Below are 15,560 nucleotides of genomic sequence, written 5' to 3' on the forward strand. Positions count from 1 at the left end.
GGGGTCCCCGCCGCCGTAATGCGCCGCTTCGCGTCGCAACCCCTCACCTAACCTCTCCCCTCAGGCGGGGAGAGGGACAAGAAGGGTCCCGCCCCCTCCTCCATCGAGCTCGACCGCCGCCGGCCAAAGGTTGTCCCGGCCCCCGCGAAATGCCACTTCAGTCCCATGCCCGAATTACCCGAGGTCGAAACCGTCCGGCGCGGCCTGGCGCCGGTCCTGGAGGGCCGTCGCCTGTCGCGGGTCGAGGCGCGCCGCCCCGACCTGCGCTTTCCGTTCCCCGACGGCTTCGTCCAGCGCCTGACCGGCGCCACCATCGAAAGGCTGGAACGCCGCGCCAAGTACCTGATGGCCGTGCTCGACCGCGGCGAGACCCTGGTGATGCACCTGGGCATGAGCGGCCGCTTCGAGATCGCCCAGCCGGAGGGCTACCAGCGGCCGGGGGAGTTCCACTACGCCCCCGACCCCGATCCCAAGCACGCCCACGTGGTGTTCGAGGCGCAGGACGGCGGGCGCGTCACCTACTACGACCCGCGCCGGTTCGGTTACATGGACCTGATCGAGACGGCGGCCATGGATCGCCACCCCTGGTTCGCGGGCCTGGGTCCCGAGCCGCTGTCGGACGCCTTCGACGCCGACCGCCTGATCAAGGCCTTCGCCGGCCGCAAGCAGGGACCCAAGACCCTGTTGCTCGACCAGCGCGTGGTCGCGGGACTCGGCAACATCTATGTCTGCGAGGCGCTGAACCGCGCGAAGATCTCGCCGCTGAAGCCGGCCGGGTCGATCAAGCCGGCGAAGATCGCGCCCCTGGTCGAGATCATCCGCGACGTCCTGAACGAGGCCATCGAGGCCGGGGGCTCCTCGCTCAAGGACTACGCCGCCGCCGACGGGGCGCTGGGCTACTTCCAGCACCGCTTCCGCGCCTACGACCGCGAGGGCGAGCCCTGCGCCAATCCCGGCTGCAAGGGGACCATCGCGCGCGAGGTCCAGGCCGGGCGCTCCACCTTCTATTGTCCGACCTGCCAGAAGTGAGCCCGCCAATGACCCGACGTTTCCTTGGCGCTCTGGCCGGGCTGCTGCTGAGCGGCTGCGCGGCGGCCGAGGCGCAGGCCCGGCCGCCGGTCTGGATCGTGCGCGACGCCGACTCCGAGCTGGTGCTGTTCGGCTCCGTCCATGTGCTGCCGCCCGGCCTCGACTGGCGCCCTGCCGAACTCGACGCCGCCCTCGCCAAGGCCGACGATCTTTGGTTCGAACTGCCGATCGACCCGGCCTCCGAGGCCAAGGTCGGCCAGCTGGCCGCCACCCACGGCATGATGACGGACGGCAAGACCCTATCGGAGCTGCTCTCGCCGCAGGGCCGCCAGCGCCTGCAGGCCGCCACCGCCGAGCTCGGCGTCTCCATGGCCGTGCTCGACCGGCTGGAGCCGTGGTTCGCCGAGGTGGTCCTGGCCGGCGCCCAGTTCCAGAAGGCCGGCGCCAGCGCCGACACCGGGGTCGAGAAGATGATCTCCGGCACGGCCACCGCCTCGGCCCGGCGCCGGGCCTTCGAGAGCCCCGAGGAGCAGATCGCGATCTTCGACGCCGCGCCGCTCTCCGAGCAGATCGCCTCGCTGGAGCAGAGCCTGGTCGAGCTGAACGACAACCCCAAGGCCTATGACGAGCTCATCGCCCACTGGATGGCCGGCGACCTCAAGGCGCTGGACGAGGACGCCCTCGGCCCGCTGCGCGCCGCCGCGCCCGGCCTCTATGCGCGCCTGGTCACCGAGCGCAACGATCGCTGGCTGGAGACCCTGAAGGCCCGTCTCGACGGCCAGGGCCGCACGGTCGTCGTCGTCGGGGTCGGGCACCTGGTCGGCAAGGACGGCCTGCCCACGCGCCTGCGCGCCCTTGGCTACAGCGTCGAAGGGCCTTAAGCCCGACGGACCGACATCCGCAACGAGGGCGCCATGAGCTACGAGACCCTGATCGTCGAGACGACTGAAGGCGTGACCCTGATCCGCCTCAACCGGCCCGAGGCGCTCAACGCCCTCAATAGCCAGCTGCTCACCGAGCTCTCCGCCGCCCTCGATGTCGCCGAGGCCGACGAGGCCGTCCGCTGCCTGGTGATCACCGGCTCGGACCGCGCCTTCGCCGCCGGCGCCGACATCAAGGAGATGTCGAACAAGACCTACGCCGAGATGTTCAAGCAGGACTTCTTCGGCGCCAGCGCCCGCCGCATCGAGCAGTTCCGCAAGCCGATCATCGCCGCCGTCGCCGGCTACGCCCTGGGCGGCGGCTGCGAACTGGCCATGCTCTGCGACTTCATCATCGCCGCCGAGAGCGCCAAGTTCGGCCAGCCCGAGATCAACCTGGGCGTCGCGCCCGGCATCGGCGGCACCCAGCGCCTGACCCGCTTCGTCGGCAAGTCCAAGGCCATGGAGATGATCCTCACCGGCCGGATGATGGACGCCGCCGAGGCCGAGCGTTCGGGCCTGGTCTCCCGCGTCGTGCCCTCCGACCAGCTGATCGGCGAGGCCATGGCCGCGGCGACCAAGATCGCCGGCCAGTCGCCGCTGGCGGTGATGATGAACAAGGAGCTGGTCGAGACCGCCTACGAGACGACGCTGTCGACCGGCGTCGCCGTCGAGCGGCGCCTGTTCCACTCGCTGTTCGCCTTCGACGACCAGAAAGAGGGCATGGCCGCCTTCGTCGAGAAGCGCAAACCCGGCTTCAAGGGCTCCTAGCTAAGGTGCGGCTGATCGCGTTTGGGGACTCGCTCGTCGCCGGGGCCGGCGATCCGGACCACCTGGGCTGGATCGGCCGCGCCCTGCTCGGCCGCCGGGGGATCACGCTCTACAATCTGGGGGTCCGGCGCGAGACCTCCAGCGACATCGCCGCCCGCTGGCGCGCCGAGGCGACGCCGCGGTTCACCGACGAGGAGCCGATGCGCATCGTGTTTTCGTTCGGCGCCAACGACTGCTATCCGCAGGACGGCGCGCCCCGCGTGGCCCAGGCCCAGACCATGAAGAACGCCCTGGCGATGCTGACCGGCGCCGACGCCCATTGCCCCGTCCTGATGGTCGGCCCGCCGCCGATGGCCGATCCCGGCGTCTCCGCGCGGCTCGAGGGGCTGAACGAGAACTTCAAGGTGCTGGCCGCCCGCCTGAAGGTGCCGTTCATCGACGTCTTCCAGCCGCTGGAGGCCGACGGCCTCTGGCGCAGCGAGGCGCTGGCCTGGGACGGCGCCCATCCCGGCGCGGGCGGCTATCAGCGCATGGCCGACCTGGTCGCGGCCCACCCGGCCTGGCGCGCCTTCACGCTTGTCGATTAAACCTATCCACAGCGGATTGACCCGGAAGGCGCTGTCCCGTATATCCGCGCCTCCAATTTGCCCGCCCGGGTTTTGGCTCGGGCGCGATCCGTATTTGAGAGCTGACACATGGCCAACACGCCCGGCGCCAAGAAGGCGGTCCGTAAGATCGCCCGCCGTACCGAAGTCAACAAGGCTCGCCGCTCGCGCGTGCGCACCTACCTGCGCAAGTTCGAAGAGGCCGTCGCCGCTGGCGACGCCGGCGCCGCCAAGACCGCCTTCGTCGAGGCTCAATCGGAGCTGATGCGCGCCGTCACCAAGGGCGTCGTTCACAAGAACACCGGCTCGCGCAAAGTGTCGCGCCTGGCCGCCCAGCTGAAGAAGATGGCTGCGGCCTGAGGTTGAAAGGCCGAGCCTCGAGCTTGGCCGCTAACCTCCCTACAGAATACGGATTTTCGGGACACCCGCGGGTTGAAAGACCCGCGGGCGTTTTATTTTGCGTCGCACCATGGGCGCCCGCAAATGCGGCGATTCTTCTCAGTTAACGGAACGTCGAAATCCAGATTCCCTTGCCGCGCGAGGGCTGGTTTTGAGTCAACGAAAATATCCATCGACGGCGCGAAGAATCACCGTTGATCTCCCGTTCGCCCCGACTAGGGTGACAACTCTCAAGACGTCCTTCCATCTGATCTCGGATGAAAAAAGGCGGCGGCGGGGGCATTGCGCTCGCCGGTTAAGGCTTTGTGTTTGTTGAGCAAAGTTGTTTCCGCTGCGGGGGCGCTGACGGATGACTATGAAAGAGGTTGGAATGATGGCCACTGGGGGCGTTGCGAGTTCTGTTGCCGAGACGCGGGCGGTGGACGTTTGGTCCAAGACCTGCTCGGCTTTGAAGCGGGAACTCGGCGAAGCCACCTTTGGCTCGTGGCTGGGTCAGGCCGCCCTGCGTGAGCGCGGCGAAGAGCTTTGCCTGGTCGCCGCGACCGGCGTGGCCCGCGATTGGATCCGTCGCCACGCCTGGCGCCGTATCGGCGAGCTCTGGGCCCAGAACGACCCGATGGGCCGCAACCTCGACCTGAAATCGCGGATGGAGTTCGACGCCGAGGGTCCCGCGACCCCGGCCGCGCCCGCCGCCCCGGTCATCCTCAAGACCGAGCCCCTGACCGACGTCATCGAGATCGAAGTTCCGCTGCAGCCGGCCGCGCCGGTCGCCGCCCGCGCCGGCCGCCAGCAGGGCCTGCAGGACCGCTTCTCGTTCGAGACCTTCGTCGCCGGCCCGGCCAACGAATTCGCCTTCGCCGTGGCCCGCCGCGTGGCGGCCTGGTCTGACGGCCACTTCAACCCGGTGATCTTCCACGGCCCCTACGGCTTCGGAAAGACCCACCTGCTGAACGCCCTGGCCTGGGAGGCCATGCAGGCCGCCCCGGAAAAGCGGGTCGTCTACATCACCGCCGAGCGCTTCACCTCGACCTTCGTCAAGGCCGTGCAGGACCGTTCGACCGCCGCCTTCAAGGACGAACTGCGCAACGCCGACCTGCTGCTGATCGACGACGTGCAGTTCGTCGCCGGCAAGTCCTCGACCCAGGAAGAGCTGTTCCACACCCTGCTGGCCCTGGTCGAAGACGGCCGCCGCGTGGTGATGACCGCCGACCGCTCGCCGGCCGAACTTTCGGAAATGGACGCGCGCCTGCGCAGCCACCTGCAGGCCGGCCTGGTCTGCGGCATCGAGCCGGCCGACCGCACCCTTCGCCTCGGCATCCTGGAGCGCAAGCTCGCCACCCTCGCCGCCCAGGGCAAGTTCATGCCCTCGGCCCGCAGCGAGGTCCTGCAGTTCCTCGCCGACCGCTTCACCGACAGCGTCCGTGAACTGGAAGGCGCGCTCAACACCCTGGTCGCCCGCGTCGGCGGCGAGATCTCGCGCATGACCCTGGACGAAGCCCAGGCCATCCTGCGCCCGAACCTGGCCTGCAACGAGCGCCGGGTCACCGTCGACCAGATCCAGAAGACCGTCGCCGAGCACTATCAGCTCAAGCAGGCGGACCTGATCTCGGAGCGCCGCGCCCGCGTCGTCGCCCGTCCGCGCCAGGTGGCGATGTGGCTGGCCAAGCAGATCACCACCCGCTCGCTGCCGGACATCGGCCGCCGCTTCGGGGGCCGCGACCACACCACCGTCCTGCACGCCGTGCGCCGCATCGAGGCGCTCAAGGGCGAAGACCCGATGATCGCCCGCGACCTCGAGGTCCTGCTGCGCAAGCTGCGCGGCTAAGGCGCCCGGAGAAACGCAAAAGGCCCGCCGGCGACGGCGGGCCTTTTTCATTGTCCCTCTCTGAACGGCGTCCCTAGCGCTTCTTCATGCCGCCCAGGATGCCGCGCATCAGTTCACGGGCGATGGTGCTGCCGGCCTGGCGCAGCAGCGACTTGGTGAAGGCCTCGCCCATCGACTGGCGGTTGGAGGCGCGCGGCTTGGCCGCCGCGGGCGCGCGGCCGCGCGGCGCGGGGGCCTGCGCCTCGCCGCCCCAGGGCGAGCCCGCCGCCGGCGCCTGCGCAGCCTCGGTGGCCGCCGCCGCCCGCGACTTCAGGATCTCGAAGGCGCTCTCGCGGTCCTTGGCGGTGTCGTAGAGACCCCGCACCGGGCTCTGCGCCATGATCGCCGCCCGCTCGGCCGGGGTGATCGGCCCCAGGCGCGAGACCGGCGGCCGGATCAGGGTCCGCTGCACCACGGTCGGGGCGCCCTTCTCGTCCAGCACGCTGACCAGCGCCTCGCCCACGCCCAGCGCCTGGATCGCCTCGGCGGTGTCGAAGGCCGGGTTGGTGCGGAACGAGTTGGACGCCGCCTTCAGACCCTTCTGCTCGGTCGGGGTATAGGCGCGCAGCGCGTGCTGGATGCGGTTGCCCAGCTGGCCCAGCACGGTCTCGGGAATGTCGGCCGGGTTCTGGGTCACGAAATAGACCCCGACGCCCTTGGAGCGGATCAGCCGCACCACCTGCTCGACCTTTTCCAGCAGCGGCTTGGGCGCGTCGCGGAACAGCAGGTGCGCCTCGTCGAAGAAGAAGGCCAGCCGCGGCTTGTCCGGATCGCCCACCTCGGGCAGCTCCTCGAACAGCTCGCTCATCAGCCACAGCAGGAAGGTCGCATAGAGCCGCGGACTGGCGATCAGCTTGTCGGCGGCCAGGATGTTGACGAACCCGCGCCCGGAACCGTCGGTGCGCATGATGTCGGAGAGCTGCAGCGCCGGCTCGCCGAAGAACCCGGCCCCGCCCTGGTCCTCCAGCACCAGCAGCTTGCGCTGGATCGTCGCCACCGTCGCCGGCGAGACGTTGCCGTACTTGGCGCCCAGCTCCTTGGCGTTCTCGGAGGCGAAGCTCAGCGCCGCCTGCAGGTCCTTCAGGTCCAGCAGCAGCAGGCCCTCGTCGTCGGCGGCGCGGAACACCACCGTCAGCACGCCCTCCTGCACGTCGTTGAGGTCCAGCATCCGCGAGATCAGCAGCGGCCCCATCTCCGACACCGTCGCGCGGATCGGATGGCCCTGCTGGCCGAACAGGTCCCAGAACACCGTCGGCGCCGCCTGCGGGTTCAGCGTCAGCCCCATCAGCTTGGCGCGCTCCTCGAACTTGGGGTTCGGGGTCCCGGGCTGGGCGACGCCGCAGAGGTCGCCTTTCACGTCGGCGGCGAACACCGGCACGCCGGCGTCGGACAGCCCCTGGGCCAGCACCTGCAGCGTCACGGTCTTGCCGGTCCCGGTCGCTCCGGCGACCAGGCCATGGCGGTTGGCCCGGTTGAGCAGGAGGTTTTCGAGATGATCCGAGAAACCGATCAGGACGCCGTCGGACATGGGGAGCTCCGCAAGGTTCGTATCCGGCGAAGCTAGCCGCAGCCACGCCCCAGCGCGATAGGCTTCCGCATCACTTAGTGTCATCCCGGTTTCGGCCATCGGCCGAAGACCGGGACCCATGAACACCTGATCGTCGAGGGGGCGGCTCAGCCGAACAGCACGGCGACCATTGGCGCGAATGGGTCCCGGACAGCCGCCCAGGCGGCTTCCGGGATGACACTTTAGACTTTGCCCACAGGCATCCCCTCGCGTTCATGAACGGCGTTCACGAAAACTCATTGCCGAATTTTCTGCGGAAGCGATGAGGATAAACCGCAGGACCGCGTCTTAACGGCATAGACACTCCCCACGTCGGTCGAACCGGGGTAGGGATGGTCGAAATTGACGCGGCAGGCCCCGACACTGACAGTCTCGGGAAACCACCACCGCAAAAAGATCTCATGTCCGTCCGAGCCACAGAGTCCCACACGGTCCGCGTATCACTCGTCATCCTGGCGGTGATTGCGACGGGCGTTGCGCTTTACCTGCTACGGGGAATTCTCACCCCTCTCGCCCTCGCCGTATTCCTGGCGGTGATGATCGACGGCTTCGCCCGGGTGATCCGCCAGCGCCTGCCCTGGGTCGGCGAGAAGGCCGCCCTGCCCGCGGCCATCGTGCTTTCGGTGCTGCTGTTCGGCGCCTCCGGCGTGATCATCGCCGAGAACGCCAGCACCTTCGTCGGCCAGCTGGTCACCTACACCCCGCGCCTGAACAACCTGATCGCCCAGATCGCCGGCCTGTTCGGCATGGACGTGCCGCCGACGATCAACGAGCTGTTCACCCAGCTCAATCCCAGCGCCTACCTGGCCAATTTCGCCAAGGGCCTGCAGGGCTTCGCCTCCGACGCCTTCTTCATCCTGATCTATCTGGGCTTCATCATCGCCGCCCGGCGCGGGTTCCAGCGCAAGGTGGTCGGCCTGTTCCCGCACCACGCCGAACGCAACGAGGCCATGGCCGCCTTCCTGCGGATCCGCGACGGGGTGGAGCTGTACCTGTGGGTTCAGACGGTCACCGGCCTGATCATCGCGGTCTCCTCGTGGATCGCCATGGTGGCGGTGGGGCTCGACAACGCGGTGTTCTGGGCCTTCCTGATCTTCATCGCCTCGTACATCCCGGTGATCGGCGGCGCGGTCGGCATCCTGGCCCCGCCGATCTTCGCCCTGATCCAGTTCGAGAGTTTCTGGCCCGCGATCATCCTGCTGGGCGTGCTCCAGTCCATCCAGTTCGTGGTCGGCAACATCATCCTGCCCCGCATGCAGGGCGACAGCCTGAACATGGACCCGATCGTGGTGCTGCTCAGCCTGGCCTTCTGGGGCCTGATCTGGGGGATGACCGGGATGTTCCTGTCCACCCCGCTCACGGTCATGGCCATGGTCATCCTGGCGCAGTTCAACGGCACCCGCTGGCTGGCGGTGCTGCTCTCCGCCGACGGCCAGCCCGAGAAGCTGCGCGACCGCCATCCCGTGGCTTCGCCCGACGAACCGCCGACGCCGAAACGACGTTCCCCCCCGTCACGCAAGCGTGAACCCAAAGACTGAAAATCAAGGCCTTCAACTTGTTCGCTTCCTCCCTATCTAAGGTCCGTTCGGGCACCCCCCGAAACCAAGGCGGCTCAGGCGATAGCCCCCGCCGATGCGAGCCCCAAGCGCTCCGCCTTCCCCCCCAAGGTGGAGCCAAGCGCCGCCGGACTCTCTCCTCCGGCGGCGCCCTCGCATCGGGGGCCGCCCGATGAGCAAGCGACCCAAGCTGACCACCGCCCAGCGTGGCCTGATCACCGCCTTCACGGCCCTGATCGCCGACGACGGCCCCGCGGCCCAGGCCTTCATCGCTCAGGCCGCGGAAGACGCCGCGCCGGACGAGCTTCCCGAGATCCCGCCCAAGGCCCTGGCGGCCCTGCTGGCCGACTTCTGGGCCTTCGCGGCCGCCCGCAAGGGCACGGCCCCGGTCATCCGCCTGGCCCCGATCGAGGGCGCCCCCAATCTTGAGCGGCTCGAGATCCTGCAGGACGACGCCCCGTTCCTGGTCGACAGCATCATGGGCGAGATCGCCGACCAGGGCCTGTCGGTCCGGTCGATGTTCCACCCCATGGTCGAGGTCGCCCGCGACAAGAAGGGCGCCCGCCAGGCCGACGGCTCGCCCCGCCGCGAGTCGATGATCCAGGTGATCCTCGAACGGGTCGGCGCCGACCGCGAGGCCGCCCTGGTCGAGGGCCTGCGCGCCACCCTGGCCGACGTCGGCGCGGCGGTGGACGACTTCCCCGCCATGCTGCAGCTGATGGCCCGCACCCTGGCGGAGCTGGAGGCCTCGACCACCAGCCCGACCCGCGAGGAGGACCTTGAGTTCCTGCGCTGGCTGCGCGACGAGCACTTCGTCTATCTCGGCGCCCGGGTCTACGAGTACCCGCGCCTCAAGGACGGCGGCTACGCCAAGGAAGAGCCGTTGTTCCAGCCGGAAGACGGCCTGGGCGTGCTGCGCGATCCCGCCCGCACCGTTCTGCGCCGCTCGTCCGAGCCCGCCCTGCTCACCGCCCAGGTCCAGGCCAGCCTGGCCGGCGACCCGGTCACGGTCGCCAAGTCCAACCTGCGCTCGCGCGTCCACCGCCGCGGCTACATGGACTATGTCGGGGTCAAGCGTTACGGCGCCGACGGCAAGCCCTCGGGCGAGATCCGCTTCGTCGGCCTGTTCACCGCCGAGGCCTATGACGAACCGGCCCACGCCGTGCCGCTGGTCCGCGCCAAGGTCGCCAACGTCCTGGCCCGCGCCGGCAAGGCGCCCGGCAGCCACAACGAAAAGCGCCTGCGCAACATCCTGGAGACCTATCCGCGGGACGAGCTGTTCCAGGCCTCGGAGGATGATCTCCTGGCCGCCGCGCTGGGCATCCTGCACCTCTATGACCGCCCCCGCGTGCGGCTGTTCGAGCGGCGCGACCCGTTCGACCGCTTCGCCTCGGTGCTGCTGTTCGTGCCGCGCGACCGCTACGATTCCGACCTGCGCCAGCGGGCCGGCGAAATCCTCGCCGACGCCTATGGCGGCCGGGTCTCGGCCTATTATCCGGCCTTCTCCGAAAGCCCGCTCGCCCGCGTCCACTTCATCATCGGCTTCCAGCCCGGCCACCACGCCGAGCCGAGCCTGAAGTCGCTGGAGACCCAGATCGCCGCCGCCGCGCGGACCTGGGAAGACCGCTTCGCCGCCGCCGTCCGCGCCTCGGGCCGGGCCACGCCGCAGGTCGCCGACATGGTCGCCCGCTACGCCGAGGCCTTCACCGCCGGCTATCGCGAGCGCTACGACGCCGAGGAGGCCCTCGCCGACATCGCCGTCATCGAGAGCCTGAAGCCGGGCGAGCCGGTGCGCATCCGCGCCTTCCGCCGGGCCGCGGACTCCAAGACCCAGCTGCGCTTCAAGCTCTACCGTCCGGGCTCGCCCGCGCCGCTCGCCGACGTGCTGCCGATCCTCGAGCACATGGGCCTCAAGGCCATGGTCGAGACCGGCTATCCGATCCTGCCCGCCGGCGGCCGCCGGGTGTACGTCCACGAGTTCGAGCTCGACGACCAGCACGGCGAACACCTGGTGTTCGAGGACGTGAAGAGCGCCTTCGAGGACGCCTTCACCGCGGTCTGGACCGGAACCACCGAGAGCGACGGCTTCAACCGCATGGTGCTGGAGCTGTCGATCTCCTGGCGCGAGGCGGCGCTGATCCGCGCCCTGTCGCGCTACCGCCAGCAGTCGGGCCTGGATCCCAGCCAGCGGGTGCAGGAAACCGCGCTCTCCAACCATCCGGGCGTGGCCCGGCTGATCCTCGACCTGTTCCGCACCAAGTTCGACCCGGCCATCAAGACCGACCTGGCCACGCGCACCGCCCAGGCCGTCAAGGTGATGGACGAGATCGTCCAGGCCCTGCAGCAGGTCGACAGCCTCGACGACGACCGCGTCCTGCGCCGCCTGGCGCTGCTGGTCGGCGCCATCAAGCGGACCAACTACTACCAGCTGGACGCCGACGGCCAGGTGAAGCCCTACATCAGCTTCAAGGTCGCCTCGGGCGAGCTGGCCGACCTGCCGCTGCCCAAGCCCCATCGCGAGATCTTCGTCTGGGCGACGCACATCGAGGGCGTGCACCTGCGCTTCGGGCCCGTCGCCCGCGGCGGTCTGCGCTGGTCCGACCGCCGCGACGACTTCCGCACCGAGGTGCTCGGCCTGGTGAAGGCCCAGCAGACCAAGAACGCGGTGATCGTGCCGGTCGGCTCCAAGGGCGGATTCTATCCCAAGCAGCTGCCCAAGGGCGCCGCCCCGGACGTGATCCGGGCCGAGGCCATCCGCGCCTACAAGACCTTCCTGCAGGGCCTGCTGGACATCACCGACAACCTCGATCCCGAGGGCAAGGTGATCCATCCGGCCGGCGTGATCGCCCATGACGGCGACGACCCCTATCTGGTCGTGGCCGCCGACAAGGGCACCGCCACCTTCTCCGACATCGCCAACGGCGTGGCCGAGTCCTACGGCTTCTGGCTGGGCGACGCCTTCGCCTCCGGCGGCTCGGCGGGCTACGACCACAAGGAAATGGCCATCACCGCCCGCGGGGCCTGGGAAGCGGTCAAGCGCCACTTCCGCGAGCTGGGCAAGGACATCCAGTCCGAGCCCTTCACCGTGGTCGGCGTCGGCGACATGTCCGGCGACGTGTTCGGCAACGGCATGCTGCTCAGCCAGCAGATCCGCCTGCAGGCCGCCTTCGACCACCGGCACATCTTCCTCGACCCCGATCCGAACCCGGCGACCTCCTTCGCCGAGCGCCAGCGCATGTTCGAGCTGCCGCGCTCGTCGTGGGACGACTACGACCGCAAGAAGATCTCCAAGGGCGGCGGCGTCTTCGCCCGCAGCCTGAAGTCGATCCCGCTCAGCAAGGAAGTGAAGGCCATGCTCGGCGTCGAGGCCGACAGCCTCGCGCCCTCCGAGCTGATGACCGCCATCCTCAAGGCGCCGGCCGAGCTGCTCTATCTCGGCGGCATCGGCACCTATGTGAAGGCCCAGCGCGAGAACCAGTCGGATGCGGGCGACAAGGCCAACGACGCCGTGCGCGTCAACGGCGCAGACCTGCGCGTCAAGGTGGTCGGCGAGGGCGCCAACCTGGGCCTCACCCAGGCTGGCCGCATCGAGTTCGCCCTGCGCGGCGGCCGGGTGAACACCGACGCCATCGACAACTCCGCCGGGGTCGATAGCTCCGACCACGAGGTCAACATCAAGATCCTCACCGGCACGCTCGAGCGCACCGGGGTCCTGGACCGCAAGAGGCGCGACAAGCTGCTGAAGTCGATGACCGACGACGTGGCCCACCACGTGCTGGCCCACAACTACGACCAGACCCTGGCGCTATCGCTAATGGACCTGGACGCGGCCGGCGAGCTTGAGCCCCACGCCCGCTACATGTCCCACCTCGAGGGCCGCGGTCAGCTCGACCGCGCGGTCGAGGGCCTGCCCGACGCCGGCGTCATCGCCGAACGCCGTCAGGCCGGAAAGGGCCTGACCCGTCCGGAAGAAGCGGTGCTGCTGGCCTACGGCAAGCTGGAGCTGAAGGGCGACATGGCCACGAGCCCGGTCGCCGACGACCCCTATTTCGAGGACCTGCTGGAAGGCTACTTCCCGAAAGGCGTGCGCAAGTACGACGACGCCCTGCGCCGTCACCGCCTGCGCCGCGAGATCATCGCCACCGTCGTCGCCAACGACGCCATAAACCGCTGCGGCCCGTCGTTCCCGACCCGGCTGATGGCGGCGGCGTCCTGCGACGTCACCGCCTTCGTCACGGCCTATGAGGCGGCCAAGGCGGTGCTCGGCCTGCCGGCGATCTGGGACCAGGTCTCGGCCCTCGACGGCAAGATCCCCGCCGCCGGCCAGATGGCCCTCTACCGCCGCCTGGCCTACACCCTGCGCGGCGAGACCTTCTGGCTCGCCCGCCGGGCGGCGCGCAGCGGCCTGGGCGTCGAGGCCCTGATCAAGCGCTACGGCCCGGGCGCGGCGACCCTGACCACCCTGCTGCCCGACATCCTGTCCCCGGTCGAGCGCGGCCGCCTGGAAGCCCAGGTCGCCCGCCTGATCGAGGCCGGCGCGCCCGAGCCGCTGGCCCGCAAGGTCGCCAGCCTGCAGCCGCTCACCGTGGCCGTGGACCTGGTCGACCTGGCCGAGGCCTCGAGCTGGTCGCTGCCCAATGCGGCGCGGCTCTACGATCACGTCGGCCGCAACTTCGCCTTCGACCGCCTGCGCGCGGCGGCGGCCGGCTTCACCGCCGGCGACGCCTTCGAGCGCACCGCCGTCCGGCGACTGGTCGAGGATCTGCTGGCCGAGCAGGGCGCCGTCACCCGCGCGGTGATCGCCTTCGCCGGCGACGCCAAGGCCGGCGCCAGCGAGGAGGCCGCCCAGGCCGCCATCGCCGCCTGGACCACCGAGCGCCGCGACATCGCCCAGGCCGCCCGCAAGGCGGTCGAGGAGATCGAAGCGGCCGGCGGCGCCTGGTCCTTCGCCAAACTCACCATCGCCAACGCGGCGCTGCGCGAACTGGCGAACGTCGAGGCGAAGTAGCCGCGCGCATCATGTGTCATCCCGGTTTCGCCAACGGCGAAGACCGGGATGACACTGAAACGCAGACGCTGAGCTCCCTCGCCCCCTTCAGGGGGAGAGGGTTGGGGTGAGGGGGACCTCCGCCACTTAGTGGCGGAACACCCGCACGCCGGTGAACACCATGGCGATGCCGCGTTCGTCGGCCGCTTCGATCACCTTGTCGTCGCCGATCGAGCCGCCCGGCTGGATCACCGCGGTGCAGCCGGCGTCCGCCGCCTGCAGCAGCCCGTCCGGGAACGGGAAGAAGGCTTCCGACGCACAGGCCGAGCCCTTCAGGTCCAGCCCGAAGTCGGCGGCCCGCAGCGCCGCGATCCGCGCCGAGTCCTTGCGGTTCATCTGCCCGGCGCCGACCCCCAGCGTCTGGCCGCTCTTCGCATAGACGATGGCGTTCGACTTCACGTGCTTGGCGATGGTGAAGGCGAACAGCATGTCGCGCACCTCCTCGTCCGTCGGCGCGCGCTTGGTCACCACCTTCAGGTCGGCGGCGGTCAGGTTGGCGGTGTCGCGGCTCTGCACCAGGAAGCCCCCGGCCACCGAGCGGAAGACGTCGCCCGGCGCATGCGGATCGGGCAGGCCGCCGGTGACCAGCAGCCGCACGTTCTTCTTCTTGCGGAACAGGGCGACGGCGTCCTCGTCGGCCTCGGGGGCGATCACCACCTCGGTGAACACCTCCAGCACCTTGGCCGCCGTGGCCGCGTCCAGCTTGGTGTTGAGGGCGACGATGCCGCCGAAGGCGCTGGTCGGGTCGCAGGCCAGGGCCCGCTCATAGGCCTCGGCGAGCGAGCCGCCGGTGGCGACGCCGCACGGGTTGGCGTGCTTGATGATCGCGCAGGCCGGAGCGGTCTTCGGATCGAACTCGGCGATCAGCTCATAGGCCGCGTCGGTGTCGTTGATGTTGTTGTAGGAAAGCTCCTTGCCCTGGAGCTGCTTGGCCGTCGCCACGCCGATGCGCGGATTGGCGAAGCGGTAGAACGAGGCCTTCTGATGCGGGTTCTCGCCATAGCGCATGGTCTGCGCCAGCTCGCCGGCATAGGCGCGGCGGCGCGGGGCCTCCTCGCCCAGCGCCTGGGCGAACCAGGCCGAGATCGCCGCGTCGTACGAGGCGGTGCGGGCATAGGCGCGGGCCGCCAGGGTCTTGCGCAGGGCCAGCGAGGTCGAGCCGGCCTCCTTCAGTTCCGCCAGCACCTCTTCCAGGTCGGCGATCTCCGTGCAGATCGCCACATAGCCGTGGTTCTTGGCGGCCGAGCGGACCATGGCCGGCCCGCCGATGTCGATGTTCTCGACGCAGTCCTCGAAGGTCCCGCCCTTCGCGACCGTCGCCTCGAACGGGTAGAGGTTCACATAGACGATATCGATCGCCCCGATGCCGTGGTCGGCCATCGCCTTGGCGTGCTCGGGCGCGTCGCGCACGCCCAGCAGGCCGCCGTGCACGATCGGATGCAGGGTCTTCACCCGCCCGTCCATCATCTCCGGAAAGCCGGTCAGCTCGGAGACGTCCTTCACCGCCAGCCCGGCGTCAGCGATCGCCGCGCGCGTGCCGCCGGTGGAGACCAGCTCGACCCTGGCCGCGGCCAGCGCCTTGGCGGCCTCGATCAGGCCGGTCTTGTCGGAGACCGAGATCAGCGCGCGCTTGGGAACGACGCGGTCGGGAGCAGGCGGGAAATTCGGGGCGGCGGGCACGGCAGTCTCCTTCGAAGGGTTCAAAAAGGAAAATGCCCAGGCGAGCGGCGTGATGAGGTCCCGCGCTCCCCGGTGGTCGCCCACCTTAGATTTCGCCAGTCACACGGAACGCCGCGGACTTA

Annotated in this window: 10 protein-coding genes and 1 riboswitch; of the genes, 8 read left to right on the forward strand and 2 right to left on the reverse strand. The window is 69.5% G+C overall.

Annotation, left to right across the window (positions count from 1 at the left end):
- The first annotated feature begins 165 nt into the window (after positions 1-165).
- The 6 genes from mutM to dnaA all read left to right on the forward strand — a co-directional run bounded on the left by mutM (position 166) and on the right by dnaA (position 5,549).
- Complete coding sequence (mutM, locus tag ASC79_RS06860) at positions 166-1,029, forward strand: bifunctional DNA-formamidopyrimidine glycosylase/DNA-(apurinic or apyrimidinic site) lyase (RefSeq protein WP_056024286.1); 864 nt, start codon at positions 166-168, stop codon at positions 1,027-1,029.
- A gap of 8 nt (positions 1,030-1,037) precedes the next feature.
- A complete protein-coding gene (locus tag ASC79_RS06865; RefSeq protein ID WP_056024283.1) occupies positions 1,038-1,910 on the forward strand; it encodes a TraB/GumN family protein in 873 nt (290 codons plus the stop codon).
- Positions 1,911-1,943: 33 nt separating this feature from the next.
- On the forward strand, positions 1,944-2,720 hold the full coding sequence (locus tag ASC79_RS06870; RefSeq protein WP_056024280.1) for an enoyl-CoA hydratase: 777 nt from the start codon (positions 1,944-1,946) through the stop codon (positions 2,718-2,720).
- Between the two features lie 5 nt (positions 2,721-2,725).
- The gene (locus tag ASC79_RS06875) at positions 2,726-3,307 is read left to right on the forward strand and encodes a GDSL-type esterase/lipase family protein (protein ID WP_056024277.1); all 582 of its coding nucleotides are present in this window, start codon (positions 2,726-2,728) and stop codon (positions 3,305-3,307) included.
- Positions 3,308-3,415: 108 nt separating this feature from the next.
- Positions 3,416-3,685, forward strand: coding sequence for a 30S ribosomal protein S20 (gene rpsT / locus ASC79_RS06880; protein WP_056024274.1), 270 nt, complete (start codon positions 3,416-3,418; stop codon positions 3,683-3,685).
- 409 nt (positions 3,686-4,094) lie between these two features.
- Positions 4,095-5,549 (forward strand): chromosomal replication initiator protein DnaA, encoded by a 1,455-nt coding sequence (gene dnaA, locus ASC79_RS06885; RefSeq protein WP_235528795.1) that lies wholly within the window; start codon positions 4,095-4,097, stop codon positions 5,547-5,549.
- 73 nt (positions 5,550-5,622) lie between these two features.
- Here dnaA and ASC79_RS06890 read toward each other — a convergent pair whose 3' ends face one another.
- Positions 5,623-7,116: a helicase HerA-like domain-containing protein gene (locus ASC79_RS06890; RefSeq protein ID WP_056024268.1), complete on the reverse strand. Its 1,494-nt coding sequence runs from the start codon at positions 7,114-7,116 to the stop codon at positions 5,623-5,625.
- 440 nt (positions 7,117-7,556) lie between these two features.
- Here ASC79_RS06890 and ASC79_RS06895 point away from each other — a divergent pair, with 440 nt between their 5' ends.
- Positions 7,557-8,693, forward strand: coding sequence for an AI-2E family transporter (locus ASC79_RS06895; protein WP_056024264.1), 1,137 nt, complete (start codon positions 7,557-7,559; stop codon positions 8,691-8,693).
- Positions 8,694-8,883: 190 nt separating this feature from the next.
- Entirely contained in the window at positions 8,884-13,719 is a 4,836-nt protein-coding gene (locus tag ASC79_RS06900) for an NAD-glutamate dehydrogenase (protein WP_056024261.1), read from the forward strand.
- Positions 13,720-13,845: 126 nt separating this feature from the next.
- Here the strand turns inward: ASC79_RS06900 and purH are convergent, their stop codons facing one another.
- On the reverse strand, positions 13,846-15,438 hold the full coding sequence (purH, locus tag ASC79_RS06905; RefSeq protein ID WP_056024259.1) for a bifunctional phosphoribosylaminoimidazolecarboxamide formyltransferase/IMP cyclohydrolase: 1,593 nt from the start codon (positions 15,436-15,438) through the stop codon (positions 13,846-13,848).
- 27 nt (positions 15,439-15,465) lie between these two features.
- A riboswitch (ZMP/ZTP riboswitch) is annotated at positions 15,466-15,551 on the reverse strand.
- Positions 15,552-15,560: the final 9 nt, after the last annotated feature.

Source organism: Phenylobacterium sp. Root1290 (genome assembly GCF_001425305.1).
GTDB lineage: Bacteria > Pseudomonadota > Alphaproteobacteria > Caulobacterales > Caulobacteraceae > Phenylobacterium.